The sequence below is a fragment of the Corynebacterium jeikeium genome (assembly GCF_000738175.1).
In the GTDB taxonomy this organism is placed as follows: domain Bacteria; phylum Actinomycetota; class Actinomycetes; order Mycobacteriales; family Mycobacteriaceae; genus Corynebacterium; species Corynebacterium jeikeium_C.
This window is the reverse complement of sequence record NZ_JFCH01000011.1, coordinates 54,293-70,957: the sequence shown is the minus strand read 5'-3', so window position 1 is coordinate 70,957 and position 16,665 is coordinate 54,293. Positions and strand designations below refer to the sequence as shown.

Below are 16,665 nucleotides of genomic sequence, written 5' to 3'. Positions count from 1 at the left end.
GGGTTATTAGTTAGGTGTTAGTTAATGAGGCTACACGCCCCTGTTAGGCACGTTCGATGGGCACGCGCATCATGTTTCCCCATTCGATCCACGAGCCATCGTAAACCCGCACGTTTTCCCACCCCAGGAGGAAGCGCAGCACGAACCACTCGAGTGCGGCCCGGGCGCCGTTGTTGCAATAAACAACGGTCTCGCGGTGGGGGTCTAGCTCCAGTTCGGCATGGATGGCCTCGATGGCCTCGGCGGGGCGGAAGCGCGAGTTGGCCAGCAGCGAGGAGTCGGCGCGCAGGTTCTTGGCTCCCGGCACGTGCCCGTTGCGGCGGATCGGGTAGCCGGGCAGGGTTACCTCGCCGGTGTACTCCTCGGCGTTGCGCAGGTCGATCACCTGGGTGCCGTCGAACTTCGTGCGCAGCTCGTCGACGAAGATGCGGTGGGTGTGGTCGTTTCGGTGGGAGGGAACTGAGTAGACGGGGCGCGGCGAAACCTCATCGACGGCATAGGAAATCTCGCGTTCCTCTTGCATCCAGGCGTCTCGCCCGCCGTCCAGGATCCGCACATCCGGGTGGCCGAAAAGCTCGAAGACCCACAGCGCGTACACGGCCCACAGGTTGGCGTGGTCGCCGTAGAACACCACCGTGTCTTCCCGGGAGATGTCCAGGCGGCCCATGAGTTCCTCGAATTCCTTTGGCCCGATAAGGTCACGCCACACCGGATCCGAGAGGTCTTCGTACCATTTCAGGCGCACGGCGGTGGGAATGTGACCAATATCGTATAAAAGCGAATCGGCATCCACCTCGACGACCTTGAGGCCGGGAGTCCCCAGCTTTGCGCCGAGCCAAGCGTTCGTGACCAGCTTGTTTGGGTGCGCGTACTGCTTGAGTTGTGGGCTAGGGTCGAATTCGATTCCCATGAAACACCTGCCTTTCGATCGATTGAGAGTCTAGCGCCTTCTTGCCAGCCTTTCTTACACTGCCGCCCGGGCTGGCGGGTCATAGAATTAAAGGTGTTGGCTAAACGTGGCCACACGCACTGCATTTTTACTTCCAGAGCTAGGGGAAACCGTGCACAAGAACATTGTTGTCTTTGAGGTTCAGGGCGGAAACGACAAGGGTGAGGACGGCCACCGCCGCGACACTATGCCCATCGTCGAGGCCATCCGCGAGAAGGGCTGGGGTGCCGAGGTTGTCTACTTCGACCCGGAGAAGGCCAGCGAGATTTACGAAGAGGTTGCCGCTAAGTACGACGCTTACATCTCCCGCGTCAACCCGGGTCACATCCCCGGCGGCGAAAAGGGCTACTTCGACATGCTGACCAAGCTGACCGAGGAGGCCGGCCTGGTGGGCATGTCCACCCCGGCAGAGATGATGGCCTACGGCGCAAAGGATGCGCTGGTGAAGCTGAACGACACCGACCTGGTGCCGGACGACACCGCCGCCTACTACGACGTCGACTCCTTCCACAAGACTTTCCCCACCTCCCTGTCCTACGGCGAGCGCGTGCTGAAGCAGAACCGCGGCTCCACCGGCTCCGGCATCTGGCGCGTGCAGCTGGAAGACAAGCAGCTGGCCGAGTCCGTCGAGCCGGGCACGGCTCTTCCCCTGGATACGAAGTTGAAGTGCACCGAGGCAGTTGACAACCACACTGAGGTTCGCGAGCTGGGCGAGTTCATGGACTTCTGTGACCAGTACATTGTTGGCGACAACGGCATGCTGGTGGACATGCGCTTCCTGCCGCGCATCGTCGAGGGCGAGATCCGTATTCTGCTGGTCGGCCCACACCCGGTGTTCGTGGTTCACAAGAAGCCGGCCGAGGGCGGCGACGCGTTCTCCGCAACCCTGTTCTCTGGCGCGAAGTACACCTACCAGAAGCCGGAGGAGTGGCAGGAGCTGGTGGACATGTTCGCCGAGGCTCGCCCGGTCATCGCCGAGAAGCTGGGTGGCGACAACATCCCACTGATCTGGACCGCCGACTTCATGCTGGCCGATGACGACGAGACCGGCGAGGACACCTACGTCCTGGGCGAGATCAACTGCTCTTGCGTGGGCTTCACCTCCGAGCTGGACATGGGTATCCAGCAGCTGGTTGCCGAAGAGGCGATCAAGCGCGTGGAGGAAAAGCACGCTTAAGCGCGTCAGCGCAACACTGACGTTTTGGCGTCAAAAAATATTTGTTTAACCACATAACTCGTCGCGGGGCGTTAGAGTGAGGCGCACCACAGTCTCAATCTCCGAAAGGATCTAACCCCCGCGATGATTAACCACGACGTTCGCGTCCACCCCTCTGCCGACGACTTTCCGCAGAAAGAACACCTCGCATGGAAGGTCGCGCAGGTCGCCGCCGACCCGGTCGAGGTGCCGCAAGACACCGCGGACATGGTGGTCAACCGAATTATCGACAACGCGGCCGTCGCTGCTGCCTCCCTTGTGCGCCGCCCCGTCACTTCGGCGCGCACCCAGGCGCTGTGCCACACCGGACCCAGCGCCGTTTTTGGTACTGACGCCACCGTCTCCCCCGAATGGGCCGCCTGGGCCAACGGCGTAGCGGTGCGCGAGCTGGATTTTCACGATACTTTCCTGGCTGCAGAGTACTCCCACCCAGGTGACAACATCCCGCCGATCCTGGCCGTAGCGCAGGCGCGCGGGCTGGGCGGGCGCGACCTGATCCGCGGCATCGCCACCGGCTACGAGATCCAGGTGGACCTGGTCAAGGGCATCTCCCTGCACAAGCACAAGATCGACCACGTCGCACACTTGGGGCCGTCCGCGGCCGCGGGCATCGGCACGCTGCTGCGCTTGGACCCGCAGGTGATCTACCAGGCTGTCGGCCAGGCGCTGCACACCACCACGGCTACGCGCCAGTCCCGCAAGGGGCTCATCAGCTCGTGGAAGGCCCACGCGCCCGCATTCGCCGGGAAGATGGCGGTGGAGGCTGTGGATCGCGCCATGCGCGGCGAGGGCGCCCCGGCCCCGATCTGGGAGGGCGAGGACGGTGTGATCGCCTGGCTGCTGGACGGCCCGGACGCCCACTACGTCGTCCCCCTGCCGGAAGTGGGGGAGCCGAAGCGGGCGATCCTGGATACCTACACCAAGGAGCACTCCGCGGAGTACCAGTCTCAGGCGCCGATCGACCTGGCCCGCCGCATGCGGGACAAGATCGGGGACCTAAGCCAGGTGGAAAGCATCGTGCTGCACACCAGTCACCACACCCACTACGTGATCGGCACCGGCTCGAACGATCCGCAGAAGTTCGATCCAAAGGCTTCGCGCGAGACGCTGGACCACTCCGTGATGTACATCTTCGCCGTCGCCCTCGAAGACGGCGAGTGGCACCACGAGCGCTCCTACGCCCCCGAACGCGCCCAGCGCCCGGAGACCGTGGAGCTGTGGCACAAGATCTCCACCGTGGAGGATCCGGAGTGGACCCGCCGCTACCACTCCACCGACCCGGCCGAGAAGGCCTTCGGCTGCAAGGCAGTAGTCACCCTGCGCGACGGCACCGAGATCGTCGACGAACTGGCCGTAGCCGACGCCCACCCGCTGGGCGCCCGCCCCTTCGGCCGCGCCGATTACATCAACAAGTTCCGCACCCTGGCCGAGGGCGTGGTGGACGAGGCGGAGCAGGATCGATTCCTGGCCGTCGCCGAGGCCACAGCGGACCTGGCCCCCGGCGAGCTTGGCCAGTTGAACCTCGTGGTCAGCGACGACGTGCTGGCCCGTGCACCACAGATCCCCGGCGGCATCTTCTAACCCGAAAGGACCACTCACCATGACTAAGCCGATCAAGGTTTCCAACGCACCCTTCGACCGCGGACGCACCAACTTCACCACGCCCCGCGCCCAGTCCAGCAAGACCTCCAATGTCACCGGCACCGACAAGAACATCAACAAGGGCCTCAACGGCGTGGTGGTGGACACGTCCAGTGTTTCGAAGGTGAACCCGGAGACCAACTCCCTGACCTACCGGGGCTACCCCGTCCAGGAGTTGGCCGAGCACTGCACCTTCGAGGACGTGGCCTACCTGCTCTGGAACGGCGAGCTGCCGGACTTCCGCGAGCTGGAGCAGTTCCGCCAGCGCGAGCGTGCCTTGCGCCCCATCGACCGCAGCATGCTGGATCTCATCAACTCTCTGCCCAAGACCGCCCACCCCATGGACGTGCTGCGCACTGCTGTGAGCGTGTTCGGCACGGAGGACCTCAATGCGGACGACCGCAGCCCCGATGCCGTGCGCCGCACTGGGCTGACCCTGCTGGCCAAACTGCCGACGATCATCGCCTACGACCTACGCCGCCGTAAGAACCTGGATTACATCCCGCCCTCCCGCGACCGCGATATCGCCGAGAACTTCCTGTACATGTGCTTCGGCGACGAGGAGGGCAGCCCCGCCAACAACCGCGACGACGTCGAGGCCTTCGACCAGTCCCTCACCCTGTACGCGGAGCACGGCTTCAACGCCTCCACCTTCACCGGTCGCGTGATCAGCTCCACCATGAGCGACGTCTATTCCGCAGTCACCGGCGCCATCGGTGCCCTCAAAGGCCCACTGCACGGCGGTGCGAATGAGGCCGTGATGCACAACTTCCTGGCCGTAGAGGACCCAGCAGCTGCCGAGCAGTGGGTGCTGGACCAGTGCGACGCGAAGAACAAGATCATGGGCTTCGGCCACCGCGTGTACAAGAAGGGCGACTCGCGCGTGCCCACCATGGAGGCCGCCATGCGCCGCACCGCCGCCAACCACGACGGCCAGCGCTGGGTGGAGATGTACGACAACATGAAGAAGGCCATGGACCAGCGCACCGGTATCCAGCCGAACCTGGATTTCCCGGCCGGCCCGACTTACTACATGCTGGGCATCGACATCCCGTTCTTCACCCCGATCTTCGTCATGGCTCGCGTTGTCGGCTGGACCGCCCACATCGTGGAGCAAAACGAGGACAACGCCCTGATCCGCCCCCTCTCCAGCTACGTCGGCCCAGAACAGCGCTCCGTCAAGGCCGACTAGCCGACCTAGCCCCAGAGGTCGGAGAAGTCGTAGCCGAAGTGGGTCAGCCCCCGCCGCAGGGCGGGGAGCGATAGGCCGATCACGGCCGACGGGTGCCCGTCGATGCTCTCGATGAACCAGCCGCCGAGCGCTTCCAGGGTGAAGGCGCCGGCACATTTCAGCGGCTCGCCGGTGGCGGCGTACGCCTCGATCGCCCGATCGGAGACATCGGCGAACTGGATCTGCGTGGCCACGGCTTCCTCGTAGATCTGGCCCGTGGTGGCGTCAAAAAGCGCATGCCCGGTGACTAGCTCTGCGCGCTTCTCGCGCTGCTGGCGCCACCGCCGCACCGTCTCCTCGCGCGTGTGCGGCTTGCCCTGCAGCTCGCCGTCGATCAGCAGCATGCTGTCGCCGCCCAGCACCAGTTCGCCGTCTACCGCCCGCGCCTTCGCAGTGGCCAGGTGCTGCACGTACTGCGCCGGGGTGGGGTTCACCAGCTCCGCGACGGCGGCTTCCTCGTCCACACCAGGGGAGACCTTGCGCGGGAACACCCCGGCGGCGTTCAGTACCTTCTCCCGCGCCGGCGAGGTGCTGGCCAATGTCAGCTGCATGTCCTAACCCCGCGGCATCCGCGGATTGCGGAACGCACCGGGGCTGCTGTGGCGCAGCTCGCGGCCGTAGTGCCCGCGCGTATCCGGCTTCGCGTTGCGCAGCGCCTCGGCCTCCTTGGCCAGGTCGTCGACGATGAGCTGCAGCGCCCGGGTCTCTACCTCGTCCGGGTTGCCCTTGATCACCTGAAAGTCAGTCACGCGCTTCCTCCTAGAACGGCAGGTTGTCGTGCTTGCGCGGGTAGCCGTCCTCGGCCTTGCGCTCCACCAGGCGCAGGCCGTCGACGATGCGGTCGCGGGTCTCGCGCGGCGGAATCACCGCGTCCACCAGGCCCCGCTCCGCGGCGGAGTAAGGCTCCGCCTGATAGCTGTCATCCTGCGCGATCTGCGCGGTCGGCCATGCATACACCAGGTCGGTGCCCAGGCGCTTCGCACCCAGGGAAAGGTAGGCGTCGCCGAAGGCCTTGCGGGTAATAACGGCGATCTTGCCGACGCTTGCCGCTGCCGTCACGCCGATCAGCTTCGCGGTGCGGCGGAACAGCACGTTCGGTGCGTAGCCCGCCGAGTCCACGAAGGTTACCAGCGGGATGTTGAAGGCATCGCAGAAGCGGATGAAGCGCGCTGCCTTCTCCGCCGCCGCGTCGTCGATCGCCCCTGCCTGTTGTTCGGGCTGGTTCGCGATGACGCCCACACTCCGGCCGCCCACGCGCGCCAGCGCCGTGATCAGGTTCGGCGCGTGGAACTTCTGGAGTTCCAGCACGGTGCCGGCATCCACCACACGGTCCAGCACCTCGTGCATGTCGTAGGCCTGCGCGTCCGCGTCGGGGATCAGGCCGTCCAGCTCGTCTGTCTCCGCCTCTGCGGCTGCCTCGTCTCCGCGCAGGGGGAGTGCCCGGTTGTTGCTGGGCAGGTAGCCCAGGATGTCCGCGACGAGTCCCAGCGCGGAGGCGTCATCCTCGGCGACGACGTGGGCGGTGCCGTCGGTGGCGTCATCTACCAGCTCCCCGGCACCCTTGACCGCAACGACGACGTCGGACAGGACCACCGAGTGCACCAGCGCGCCGCTAGTCGGGCCGGCGACCAGGGCGATCTGCGGAACCACGCCGGAAAGCTTCGTCTGCAGGCTGTGGATGCGGGAGAAGAACTCGAGGGCCGTGATGCCCTCGTTCGGGCGGGCGCCGGCGCCCTCGTAGATGCCGATCAGTGGGGTGCCGGACTTCACGGCCAGCTCCATGACCTTCAGGATCTTCTCGCCCGCGGTCTCGCCGATCTGGCCGTCGAAGAGGGTGGCGTCCTGCGAGAACACGCACACCGGGCGGCCGTCGATGGTGCCGTAGCCGGCGACGATGCCGTCAGTGGCGGGGCGGAACTTGTCGGCCTTGAAGGCGGTGGAGCGGTGGCGGGCCAGCGCGTCGGTCTCCACGAAGCTACCGGCATCCAGCAGTGCGTCCACGCGGCGACGGGCGCGCGGGATCTCGTCCCCCTGCGGCTTGTGGGTCTCCGCCAGGCGATCGCGGAGGTCGGCGATCTTCCCGGCGGTTGTCGAGGTGTCGGTGGTAGAGCTCATGGTCGCCATAATACGGTGTAAAAACTTCAGCGCCGTGATTGGTGGGGCTAGAGTGTCTGAGGGAAGGCATGTGAAGAGAAAGGACAGTACTCCCATGCGCACGCCGCTAGACCCCCGCCGCCTGGCCGAGCGCCTGGCTCCGCTGGGCTACCGCCACGTCGAAGTACTGCAAACCACCGGCTCCACCAGCACCGATTTGGCCGACCGCGTGCGTTGTGGGGAGGATCTGCCCGACATGTCCCTGCTCATGGCCGAGGAGCAGACCGCCGGGCGGGGCCGTAAGGGGCGCTCCTTCGAGGCCCCGGCCCGCAGCCAGCTGATCTGTTCCGTGCTGTTGCGCCTGCCGGACGTGCCTGTGGATCGTATTAGCCTGCTGCCGCTGCTCACGGGCCTGTCGATCGTGGAGGGCATCCGCACTTCCGCGGACATCCCCATCCAGCTGAAGTGGCCCAACGACTGTGTGCTGGACGGCCGCAAGCTGGTGGGCATCCTGGTGGAGGCCGTGCACCTGGATCCGCACCCGGCGATCATCCTGGGCTTCGGCATCAACTACGACCTGCAGACCGACGAGCTGCCCGTCGCCCACGCCAGCTCCATCGACCTGGAGTGCGCCCGCCTGGGGCTAACCTGCCCGAGCCGCGAGGACGTCGCGGTGGCCGTGTTCGCGGAGTTGGCGGCGAATCTGGAGAGGTGGCGTCGACTAGGAGGGGCGGCCCAGACCGTACTACCGCGCTACCGCCAGGCTTCCGCGACCATCGGCACCTCCGTGCGCGCTTTCCTGCCCGGCGACGAGGTCGTGGAGGGTACGGCAACCGACATCGACGACGACGGCGAGCTGCTGGTCCGCACCAGCGAGGGCACGCGCGTGATCCGCGCCGGGGAGATCGTGCACCTGCGCGCCGACGGCACGGGCGACTACGGAGGGCGCTACGCATGAGCAAAATCACCTTCGACCCCGGCGAGAAGGTCCTGGCCGAGCTCAGCCCCGCGCGCCGCTCCATGTTCTTCCCGGTGCTGCGCCTGATGCTGTGGACGGGCCTGTTCTGGATGGGCATCGGCGTTCTGGATCAGTACTTGGCCACCAATGCTTTGGACGCCCCCACCGTGGAAGCTTTCCTCTGGCTCCGCCGGGGCCTGCTGGTTGCGTGGCTGTGGGTCTGCTGGAGGCGCTGCGTGCGCCACCTGATCTTCCGCGCGCGCTCCTGCATGCTGCTGACCGACAGGCGGCTGATCACCGCGACCGGCCACCTGCGCAGCCGGATCGGGCAGATCCCGCTGGCCAACGTGGTGGATTGCCGCTCCCACCGGGGGGACGTGGCGGTGTACGTGGCGGGCGCCCGGGTGCCGCTGGTGCTGCATTCGGTTCCCTATACCCGCAAGTTCGAGAGGCTGCTGAAGAGCCAGCTTAGGCGTGTCGGGCCGGGGAACTATAGTTAGAAGCTGTGAGTGAGAACAACGGGAAAAACACAGCCGACTGGTCATTAGCCCGCGAGACCGCGCATGCGCCGGGCGCACCGCTGGTGACGATCATCGGTGACGGGCAGCTGGCGCGAATGACACAACAGGCGGCGATCGAGCTGGGCCTTAGCTGCCGCGTGCTGGCCGGGGCGCCGGATTCCTCGGCCGCGCAGGTGACCGCCGACGTGGTGCTGGGGGACTACGCGCTGGAGGAGCACGTCCGCGAGGTCTCCCGCGACTCCGACGCGGTGACCTTCGACCACGAGCACGTACCCAACCGCTTCCTGGATGCCCTTATCGATGAGGGGGTGAATGTGCAGCCGCAGCCGTCTGCGCTGATCCACGCGCAGGACAAGCTGGTGATGCGCAAGAAGCTGCGCGAGCTGGGCGCTCCGGTGCCTGCGTTTGCCGCCATCGAGTCCGCCGACGACATCGCCGGGTTCTTCGATGCCGTGGGCGGCCAGGTGTGCCTGAAGGCCCGCCGCGGCGGCTATGACGGCAAGGGCGTGTGGTTCCCCGCCACGGTGGACGAGGCCCGCGAGCTGGTGGAGAAGCTGCTGGACAAGGAGATCCCCCTGATGGCGGAAAAGAAGGTCGCGCTGGTGCGCGAGCTGTCCGCCATGGTGGCCCGCACTCCGTCCGGCGAGGTGCAGGCGTGGCCGGCAGTGGAATCCCTGCAGGAGGACGGAATCTGCGTGGAGGCCGTGGCGCCCGCCCCGAACTCCACGCCGGAGATCCTGGCCGCCGCCGAGCAGCTGTCCCGCGACGTCGCCACCGAGTTGGGCGTCACGGGTGTGCTGGCGGTCGAGCTGTTCGAGACTACCGACGAGAACGGCCAGCCGGAGATTATCGTCAATGAGCTGGCCATGCGCCCGCACAACACCGGCCACTGGACCCAGGACGGCTGCATCACCAGCCAGTTCGAGCAGCACGTCCGCGCCGTACTGGACCGCCCGCTGGGTTCCACGGAGCCGACCGCGCCGGTGGTAGTGATGGCAAACGTGCTGGGAGCGGCCGAGGATCCGGCGATGCCGATGCACGAGCGCATGGATGCGGTGTGGCGTCGCTTCCCGAACGCAAAGATTCACATGTACGGCAAGGATTGGCGCCCACGCCGCAAGATCGGCCACGTCAATATGCTGGGGGAGGATCCGGTGCGCACACGCGAGCAAGCGCGCCTGGCCGCGAAGTTCCTGGAAACCGCCGAATGGGAGGACTAACCGATGACTGAGAACGCACGCACCCCGCTGGTCGGCCTGGTGATGGGCTCCGACTCCGACTGGCCCACCGTCGAACCGGCCGCCGAGGTGCTGGCCGAGTTCGGCATCCCCTTCGAGGTCGGCGTGGTCTCCGCGCACCGCACCCCGGAGCGCATGCTTGACTACGCCCGCACCGCCCACACCCGCGGCGTGAAGGTGATCATCGCCTGCGCCGGCGGTGCGGCCCACCTGCCAGGCATGGTCGCCGCAGCTACTCCGCTGCCGGTGATTGGCATTCCGCGCGCCCTGGGCAACCTGGATGGCCTGGATTCCCTGCTCTCCATCGTGCAGATGCCCGGAGGCGTGCCGACTGCCACCGTCTCCATCGACGGCGCGAAGAACGCTGGCCTGCTGGCTGTGCGCACCCTCGCGGTGGCGGATGCGGCGCTGATGGACAAGATGGTCGAATACCAGGAGAACATGCGCGACGCGGTGTTGGAGAAGGATCGTGCTCTGCAGCAGAAGCTGATGGGGTGAAGCGTTCTAACTGGGTAGTGCTCGGCGGGGCTACCTACTCATCGACTTTGTGGAGAACGGGAAGTACCCCTTGAGGCCTGTCGGTAGCAGAAAAACTATCTTGCAAAGTTCTTATAAAACCATCTTCGCAGAGGATTAAACTATCTGGTTTCGTGTCGTCTAGTTTCGCGGCCTGAACTCGGTATTTATCCCCTAAATGTGTCAGGGTTACATCATCTATATGGTCAATGCTGCCAATTTTGTGAAGTCGAGTTCCTTTCTTGACGCTTATCTCTTGAATATTAGTGGAGTAGGATGATTTATCCTTGCTTCCTTGGTAGAGGTCGACAATTCCGGGAAGAAAATCAACTTCATAGTCCCCGTCGGGCGTGGTTATTCTTAGGAAGCTGACGGTAAGAACCTGCCCTGTGTCTGGATTGGATACAACATCTCCATCATTCGGGCGACTTAATGGGTTCCCGGATGGGTCGATGATTAAATAGGCCATAATTTACCTCCTGTACTCTGGCTATTGTAATAGTTAGGAGTATGAAATCAATACTCGTTACCGGCGCAGCCCAAGGCTTCGGCCGCGCAATCGCTGAGTCTTTCGCCGAGGCCGGCTGGACCGTTGGTGCCTACGACCTCGACGGCGACAAGGTCCGTGACTGGGCTCAGCACCCCAACATCATCCCCGGTACCCTCGACGTCACCGACCCCGACCAGTGGTCCGCCACTGTCGCCGACTTCGCCGCCCGCACCGGGGGAATCAATGCACTCATTAACAACGCGGGCGTTCTCTACGGCGGCGACTTCATCGACCGCGGGAGCTTCCAGCAGGATTCCGCCCTCGTCGACGTCAACGTCAAGGGGGTGGTCTACGGCTGTCGCGCGGCCTTCGAACACCTCAAGGCCGCCGGCAACGGCGTGGTTGTCAACATTTGCAGCGCTTCCTCTATCTACGGCACCCCGGATATGGCCACCTACTCTGCCACCAAGTTCGCCGTCCGCGGCATCTCCGAGGCGCTGGATTTCGAGTGGGATAAGCACAACATTCGCGTCCGCACCGTCTTGCCCCTGTACTCGCGGACGGCGCTCATCGCCGATGTGGAAACGGCGGGCATGCGGCGGCTAGGGGCGTCCACAACCCCACAAGATGTGGCCGCAGAAGTAGTAAGGGCCGTGACCGCGCCGCGCCGCAGCCCCACGAAGGTGCATTTCCCGGTCGGTTGGAAGACGAAGCTGCTGGAGGCTACCAGCCACTTCTCGCCGCCGTTCCTCACCCGTTTCGTTAATGGCCTGCTCGTTTACGGCGATAGGGTGCGCCTGTAACTAGACTCTTCATACATGTCTTATGAAGCAGTTCCTCGCCCGGTGTGGTGGCGAGATGCCTCCTGGTGGGTGTTCGTATCCATCGCGGGCTTCCTATACCTCTTCCTCGGTGTTGGCGCGGCACTCGGCAGCGGGATCGAGAACTCCACGTGGCAGGTAGTGCTGGCCATCACGGGGCTGGTCATCAGCTTTATCGGCCTGCTTCTGCAGCGTTTCCGGCCCGAGCCGGGCGTGGCAGTCGTGGCGCTCGGCATGTTTATTTTCGCTGCGTCTGCGATGCTGGTGTGGCCGCTTGGATACTGGGTCGTGGCTTATGAGGCTTATTTCATCTCCGCGAAGCTGACACTGCGCCGCAAATTGTGGCTGACTTTGCTACTGCTCGGCTCTTTTTTCGCGATGGTGTGGGGGACTTTCTACAACGCGGGCACCACTGGTGACTTGGCGTGGGTCGGCGTAGATTTTCGGACCGCCGAGTTCTGGCTGTTCTGGGGGCTAATTATCCTGCTCACCGCCGTGACCGTCGCCCTGATGTGGCTGACGGGTCGCTATTCGCTGCGCCGCGATCAGGCTGTCGAGGCGCTGGCCGCCCGCGCCGAGCTCGCCACCGTTAGCGAGCGCAACCGCATCGCCCGCGAGCTGCACGACATCGTCGCGCATTCCCTCACCGTCGTCATCGCGCAGGCCGATGGCGGGCGCTACGCAGGGCGCAAGGATCCGGACAAGGCCATCGAAGCCCTCGACACTATCGCCGCGCGCGGTCGCTCGGCCCTGACTCAAATGCGGGAGCTGCTCTCTGTTCTTCACGATGACGCCCCCTCGCCGCGTTCTACCGCCGTCACCCCTGGGGTGGCTGGAGTGCCCGACCTGGTGGAGGATGCGAAGCGCAACGGGGTGCAGGTGGAGCTGCACGTCACGGGCGAACCGCACCAGTTGGACGAGGTCCGCGACCTCAGTGTGTACCGCATCGTGCAGGAATCCCTGACCAACGTGCTGAAGCACGCGGGTTCTGTGCCCGCGCAGGTGCGGCTGGAGTGGGAGCCTGTCCAGGTGACCATTAGCGTGGATAATGCGCCGGGCGACGAGCAGATCGAAGGTTCTGGTCGCGGCCTGACAGGCATCCGCCAGCGCGTAGCAATCCACGGTGGCAAGGCCACGTGGGGAGCCTCCGCGGTGTACCCCGGCGGGTGGAACGTGACCGCGACGGTGCCTTTTGCGAAGGAGGATTAAGTGATTAGCGTTGGATTGGCCGACGATCAGCAGTTGGTGCGCGCCGGCTTTGGATTGGTGTTGGATTCGCAGGACGATATCACCGTCCGTTGGCAGGCCGCCGACGGGCAGGAGGCCTGTGAACTGGCCGAGTCGCAGCCCGTGGACATCATCCTCATGGACGTGCAGATGCCGCGCATGGATGGCATCGAGGCGACCCGCCGGGTGGTTTCCGGTGATTCCGGGGCGCGCGTGATCGTGCTGACTACCTTCGATAACGACAACTACGTCCTCGGTGCAGTGGAGGCCGGGGCCAGCGGCTTTCTGCTCAAGGACACCGACCCCGAGGACCTCATCTCCGCCGTCCGCACCGTCGGTGATTCGGCGGCCGTGATCAGCCCGAAGGCCACCGCGCGCCTGCTGCGCAGCATCCGCATGGAGCAAACCCCGCAGCGCCGCGAGCCCGTGGAGCTGGATCTTCCCGATCCGCTGACCCCGCGCGAGCTGGAGATTCTGAAACTCATCGCGCTGGGCTTCAGCAACCAGGAGATCGCCGACAAGCTCTACATTTCGCTGCCCACCGTGAAGACGCACGTCGGCCGAGTGCTCACGAAAACCCAGTCGCGGGATCGGGTGCATGCGGTGCTGTTTGCCTTTAAGTACCACCTCGTCAATTCCGAGGATTTACTCGAACAGACTTTCTAAAACCTCTACCTTAGCTTTACGGGCATTTTCGCTGTTGGGGCTGGTGGCGTCAATAAAAAAGAAAAAAGTTTCGGTGGGGGTATTGACTTGGTTTGATGGTGTGTTCTATTCTTTAGTTAGGAAGTTTGGCGGGGGCACCACAACCTCGCCGCTGGATTAGGGGAACTCCATGACTACCTCACCACCATCGTTTCGAATAGCCAGTTCGCAGGACCCGCTGACTGTCGCGGCGCGGCAGCTAAATCAACAACAATTCCAACTGATAATGGCATGCGCCCCAGACAGGGAGGATCTGGTGCCCGATTTTTGCACCCGCCTCGCCGTGCGTCTGGGTGTTTCCGCCGGGGTCGCGGAGGCCTGGGCCGAGGCCGCTTTCGTGTTGCGCGACTTTCCGCGCCTCGTCGAGCTGTTTGACCAGGGGTGTTACACCGCCCGCCACGTTCTGCGGGTGGCGCAGGATCTTTTCGCCGTGGCGCCGGACGATCGCTCGGCCGTCGAGGAAAAGGTACTTTGCGAATTGACACCTTCACGTCCCGACCAGCACGTGTTCTCACCGCGGACTATCCACAACCGCATCTCGAAGATTTTGCGGGAGGTCGATCGGAACGTCGTACCTAAGGATGAGGCACCCGCGGCCGAGCCAAGCTTCAATGTGGATTGCCGCGACCCGGAATACACCACCTTCACGCTGCGGGTTCCGCGGATGGAGGGCATTGAGATCGACAAGATCGTGCGCGCCACCGCCAAAAAGTACGAGTGCTCGCAGCCGGAGGCGATGCTGCGGCTGATCACCGACAAGGCCGAAGTTTCGGTGACTCTGAACCTGTACCACGACCCGGCGAACGACGGTGCGGTGCTGGGGGAGGACCACTGGCTGAACCGCTCCGCTTCCAAGACCTGGCTGCAGCGGGTGACGCACCTGTCTGCGCCGGGCTACGCGGAGTGCGAGGGCTATGCGCCGACGGAGGGCATCAAGGCAGCCGTCGCTGGGCGCGACCTGCACTGTCGCTTCCCGGGCTGCGAGGTTCCCGCCTACAAGTGCCAATACGACCACGTAAGGCGATACGGCAGCGGACCGACGTCCACGGCGAACCTGCACCTACTCTGCTCGAAGCACCACAACCTCAAGACCGCCGGCAGCTGGGATGTTGCTCTGCACCCCGACGGGCACGAGGTGTGGACCTCCCACGGCGACGGGCACAGCGTGATCACCGAGGCCGAGGGGCCGCTGGGGCGCGAGACCTTCGCCCAGCGCAACGTCCGCAAAACTAAGGCGCTGGCCGAGTACCACCAGGCGATCAAAGAGCAGGAGGGCGGGCCGTCATACTGAGGTAGGACACGCAAGATCAACCCCTCGTCCGATGTGGGAGTACCACCCCGGGCGGCAGCATGGGAACCATGATCATCGTGGAAAACCTCACTAAGAGGTACGGCAAGAAAACAGTAGTCAACGACCTTTCATTCACCGTCCCGGACGGGCAGGTGACCGGCTTCCTCGGGCCCAATGGCGCGGGCAAGTCCACCACCATGCGCTGCATGCTCGGCCTCGATAAGCCGAGCGCCGGCAAGGTGACCTTCAGCGGCAAGGGGTACGCCGGCGATTTCGCAGGCCTGGATAACAAGTCCAGCATCGCCGGCGCGGTCCTGGACGCCGCCTGGTTCACCCCTGCCCGCAGCGGCCGCAACCACCTGCGCGTCATCGCGAAGGGCGCCGGCATCTCCGACAAGCGTGTGGACGAATGCCTCGACATGGTGGGACTCACCAGCGCGGGCAAGAAGAAAGTTGGCGGATACTCGTTGGGCATGAAGCAGCGTCTCGGCCTGGCCGCCGCCCTCCTCGGCAACCCGCAGCACCTGATCCTTGACGAGCCAGTCAATGGCCTCGACCCGGAGGGTGTCTCCTGGATGCGGCGCATCATCCGTCAGCTCGCCGACGACGGCCGCGGCCTGCTGGTCAGCTCCCACCTGCTCAGCGAGATGCAGCAAACCGCCGACCGTCTGGTGCTGATCGGCCAGGGCAAGCTCATCGGCGAGCAAACCCTGGAGGAGTTTCTCGCCGGCGGCGCCCATGTGGAAGTCGAGTGCAAGGAAGCGGTCCTGCTGGCAGACAGCCTGCGCAGCCGCGGCTTCCAGGTCGATCTGGACCGGGAGCGGACGCTGCGTGTGGGCGTCAACAACATTCCAGAGCACGAGGTACGCGCGACGATCGCGGCCACGGCGCTGGAGGAAAAGTTCGCGGTAACCAAGCTCGCGACCACCGCAGACAACCTGGAACAGCGCTTCCTCGCCGCTACGGCGGGGCAGCAGGAATACCGCAGCCACTAGGTCCAACAACAGAAAGAGAACAACCATGCTCAAAGCAATTTCCTCCGAAACTACGAAGCTGCTGAGCCTCCGCAGCACCTGGATCTACGTGATCCTGTTCACGGGTTCGATCTACGGCCCGACGACGCTCTACATGCTTTTCAATGACTCCCCGCGATTGGATGGCGGCTGGCCCGACCTTCTATTCGGCGGAATGATCTTCCTGATGATCGCCATTATCTTCGGTGCTTCGACGACCGGCGGCGACATCAGTAACCACATGACGGCCCACGCCTTCCTCACCCAGAAGAACAGAAGCTCCTGGCTGCTGGCTCGCGCGCTGGTGGCGGCGGTGTTCGTGGAGCTGAACTACATCCTCGGCGTGGCACTCAGCTGGGCAGTGCTCAATGTATTCCCGGCCGGGCACTTCACCGGCGAAGATCAGCTGCTGCTGTGGGGATACGCGGTGGGCGCCCCCGCCTTCGCCGTGATGGCCGTCGGCATCGCCGCACTGCTGCGTAATCGAGTGGGTGCCATCGCACTGCCGCTGGTGTGGATGCTGGTGGTCGAGGGCCTGCTGTACGCCGCGGGTGAAAAGATCTCCTTCCTGAAGACTCTGTACAACCTCTCCCCGGGCAGCCGCGTCCAAGACATGCAGACCTGGATCTACGCCCAGGACCACACCGACATGGTCAGCCCCGGCTTCGGCTTCGCGGTGATGATCGCCTGGATGGTCGCACTGCTGGTGCTGGGGCTGTACAGCAACAAGACCCGAGACGTGAAATAAGTTTCA

Annotated in this window: 18 protein-coding genes; 13 read left to right on the top strand and 5 right to left on the bottom strand. The window is 64.5% G+C overall.

Annotation, left to right across the window (positions count from 1 at the left end; translation table 11 throughout):
* Nucleotides 1-43 precede the first annotated feature (43 nt).
* Nucleotides 44-910, bottom strand: a complete 867-nt coding sequence (locus JQ46_RS01340; RefSeq protein ID WP_034984834.1) for a sulfurtransferase — start codon at nucleotides 908-910, stop codon at nucleotides 44-46.
* 151 nt (nucleotides 911-1,061) lie between these two features.
* On the opposite strand from JQ46_RS01340, the gene JQ46_RS01335 reads away from it, so the two are divergent.
* From JQ46_RS01335 to JQ46_RS01325, 3 genes are all read left to right on the top strand, one after another.
* A complete protein-coding gene (locus JQ46_RS01335; protein WP_034984831.1) occupies nucleotides 1,062-2,126 on the top strand; it encodes a Cj0069 family protein in 1,065 nt (354 codons plus the stop codon).
* A 123-nt stretch (nucleotides 2,127-2,249) separates the two neighbouring features.
* Complete coding sequence (prpD, locus tag JQ46_RS01330) at nucleotides 2,250-3,746, top strand: 2-methylcitrate dehydratase PrpD (RefSeq protein WP_034984828.1); 1,497 nt, start codon at nucleotides 2,250-2,252, stop codon at nucleotides 3,744-3,746.
* Between the two features lie 19 nt (nucleotides 3,747-3,765).
* Nucleotides 3,766-4,998: a bifunctional 2-methylcitrate synthase/citrate synthase gene (locus JQ46_RS01325; RefSeq protein WP_034984827.1), complete on the top strand. Its 1,233-nt coding sequence runs from the start codon at nucleotides 3,766-3,768 to the stop codon at nucleotides 4,996-4,998.
* Between the two features lie 5 nt (nucleotides 4,999-5,003).
* On the opposite strand, the gene JQ46_RS01320 is transcribed toward JQ46_RS01325, so the two are convergent.
* From JQ46_RS01320 to JQ46_RS01310, 3 genes are read right to left on the bottom strand one after another with little or no spacing between them, the layout of a single operon-like run.
* Entirely contained in the window at nucleotides 5,004-5,588 is a 585-nt protein-coding gene (locus JQ46_RS01320; protein WP_034984825.1) for a Maf family protein, read from the bottom strand.
* A 3-nt stretch (nucleotides 5,589-5,591) separates the two neighbouring features.
* The gene (locus JQ46_RS01315; RefSeq protein ID WP_034984823.1) at nucleotides 5,592-5,786 is read right to left on the bottom strand and encodes an acyl-CoA carboxylase subunit epsilon; all 195 of its coding nucleotides are present in this window, start codon (nucleotides 5,784-5,786) and stop codon (nucleotides 5,592-5,594) included.
* A gap of 10 nt (nucleotides 5,787-5,796) precedes the next feature.
* Nucleotides 5,797-7,161 carry an acyl-CoA carboxylase subunit beta gene (locus JQ46_RS01310; protein ID WP_034984821.1) on the bottom strand — a complete coding sequence of 455 codons (1,365 nt, stop codon included), beginning with the start codon at nucleotides 7,159-7,161 and terminating at the stop codon, nucleotides 5,797-5,799.
* Nucleotides 7,162-7,246: 85 nt separating this feature from the next.
* On the opposite strand from JQ46_RS01310, the gene JQ46_RS01305 reads away from it, so the two are divergent.
* From JQ46_RS01305 to purE, 4 genes are read left to right on the top strand one after another with little or no spacing between them, the layout of a single operon-like run.
* Nucleotides 7,247-8,089 carry a biotin--[acetyl-CoA-carboxylase] ligase gene (locus tag JQ46_RS01305; protein WP_034984820.1) on the top strand — a complete coding sequence of 281 codons (843 nt, stop codon included), beginning with the start codon at nucleotides 7,247-7,249 and terminating at the stop codon, nucleotides 8,087-8,089.
* On the top strand, nucleotides 8,086-8,589 hold the full coding sequence (locus JQ46_RS01300) for a hypothetical protein (protein WP_034984818.1): 504 nt from the start codon (nucleotides 8,086-8,088) through the stop codon (nucleotides 8,587-8,589). The genes JQ46_RS01305 and JQ46_RS01300 overlap by 4 nt, the downstream gene beginning before the upstream one ends.
* Nucleotides 8,590-8,594: 5 nt before the next feature.
* On the top strand, nucleotides 8,595-9,830 hold the full coding sequence (locus JQ46_RS01295; RefSeq protein WP_051876189.1) for a 5-(carboxyamino)imidazole ribonucleotide synthase: 1,236 nt from the start codon (nucleotides 8,595-8,597) through the stop codon (nucleotides 9,828-9,830).
* A gap of 3 nt (nucleotides 9,831-9,833) precedes the next feature.
* Entirely contained in the window at nucleotides 9,834-10,346 is a 513-nt protein-coding gene (gene purE, locus JQ46_RS01290) for a 5-(carboxyamino)imidazole ribonucleotide mutase (RefSeq protein WP_034984816.1), read from the top strand.
* Between the two features lie 34 nt (nucleotides 10,347-10,380).
* Here the strand turns inward: purE and JQ46_RS11190 are convergent, their stop codons facing one another.
* Nucleotides 10,381-10,833 (bottom strand): hypothetical protein, encoded by a 453-nt coding sequence (locus JQ46_RS11190; RefSeq protein WP_155271075.1) that lies wholly within the window; start codon nucleotides 10,831-10,833, stop codon nucleotides 10,381-10,383.
* 41 nt (nucleotides 10,834-10,874) lie between these two features.
* On the opposite strand from JQ46_RS11190, the gene JQ46_RS01285 reads away from it, so the two are divergent.
* The 6 genes from JQ46_RS01285 (at nucleotide 10,875) to JQ46_RS01260 (ending at nucleotide 16,659) form a co-directional block, all read left to right on the top strand.
* Nucleotides 10,875-11,657, top strand: coding sequence for an SDR family oxidoreductase (locus JQ46_RS01285; protein ID WP_034984814.1), 783 nt, complete (start codon nucleotides 10,875-10,877; stop codon nucleotides 11,655-11,657).
* A gap of 15 nt (nucleotides 11,658-11,672) precedes the next feature.
* Nucleotides 11,673-12,884, top strand: coding sequence for a sensor histidine kinase (locus JQ46_RS01280; RefSeq protein ID WP_034984812.1), 1,212 nt, complete (start codon nucleotides 11,673-11,675; stop codon nucleotides 12,882-12,884).
* On the top strand, nucleotides 12,885-13,568 hold the full coding sequence (locus JQ46_RS01275) for a response regulator (RefSeq protein ID WP_034984810.1): 684 nt from the start codon (nucleotides 12,885-12,887) through the stop codon (nucleotides 13,566-13,568).
* A gap of 169 nt (nucleotides 13,569-13,737) precedes the next feature.
* Nucleotides 13,738-14,898, top strand: coding sequence for an HNH endonuclease signature motif containing protein (locus tag JQ46_RS01270; protein ID WP_034984808.1), 1,161 nt, complete (start codon nucleotides 13,738-13,740; stop codon nucleotides 14,896-14,898).
* Nucleotides 14,899-14,957: 59 nt separating this feature from the next.
* A complete protein-coding gene (locus JQ46_RS01265) occupies nucleotides 14,958-15,893 on the top strand; it encodes an ABC transporter ATP-binding protein (protein WP_034984806.1) in 936 nt (311 codons plus the stop codon).
* Between the two features lie 25 nt (nucleotides 15,894-15,918).
* Nucleotides 15,919-16,659 (top strand): ABC transporter permease, encoded by a 741-nt coding sequence (locus tag JQ46_RS01260; RefSeq protein ID WP_034984804.1) that lies wholly within the window; start codon nucleotides 15,919-15,921, stop codon nucleotides 16,657-16,659.
* Nucleotides 16,660-16,665: the final 6 nt, after the last annotated feature.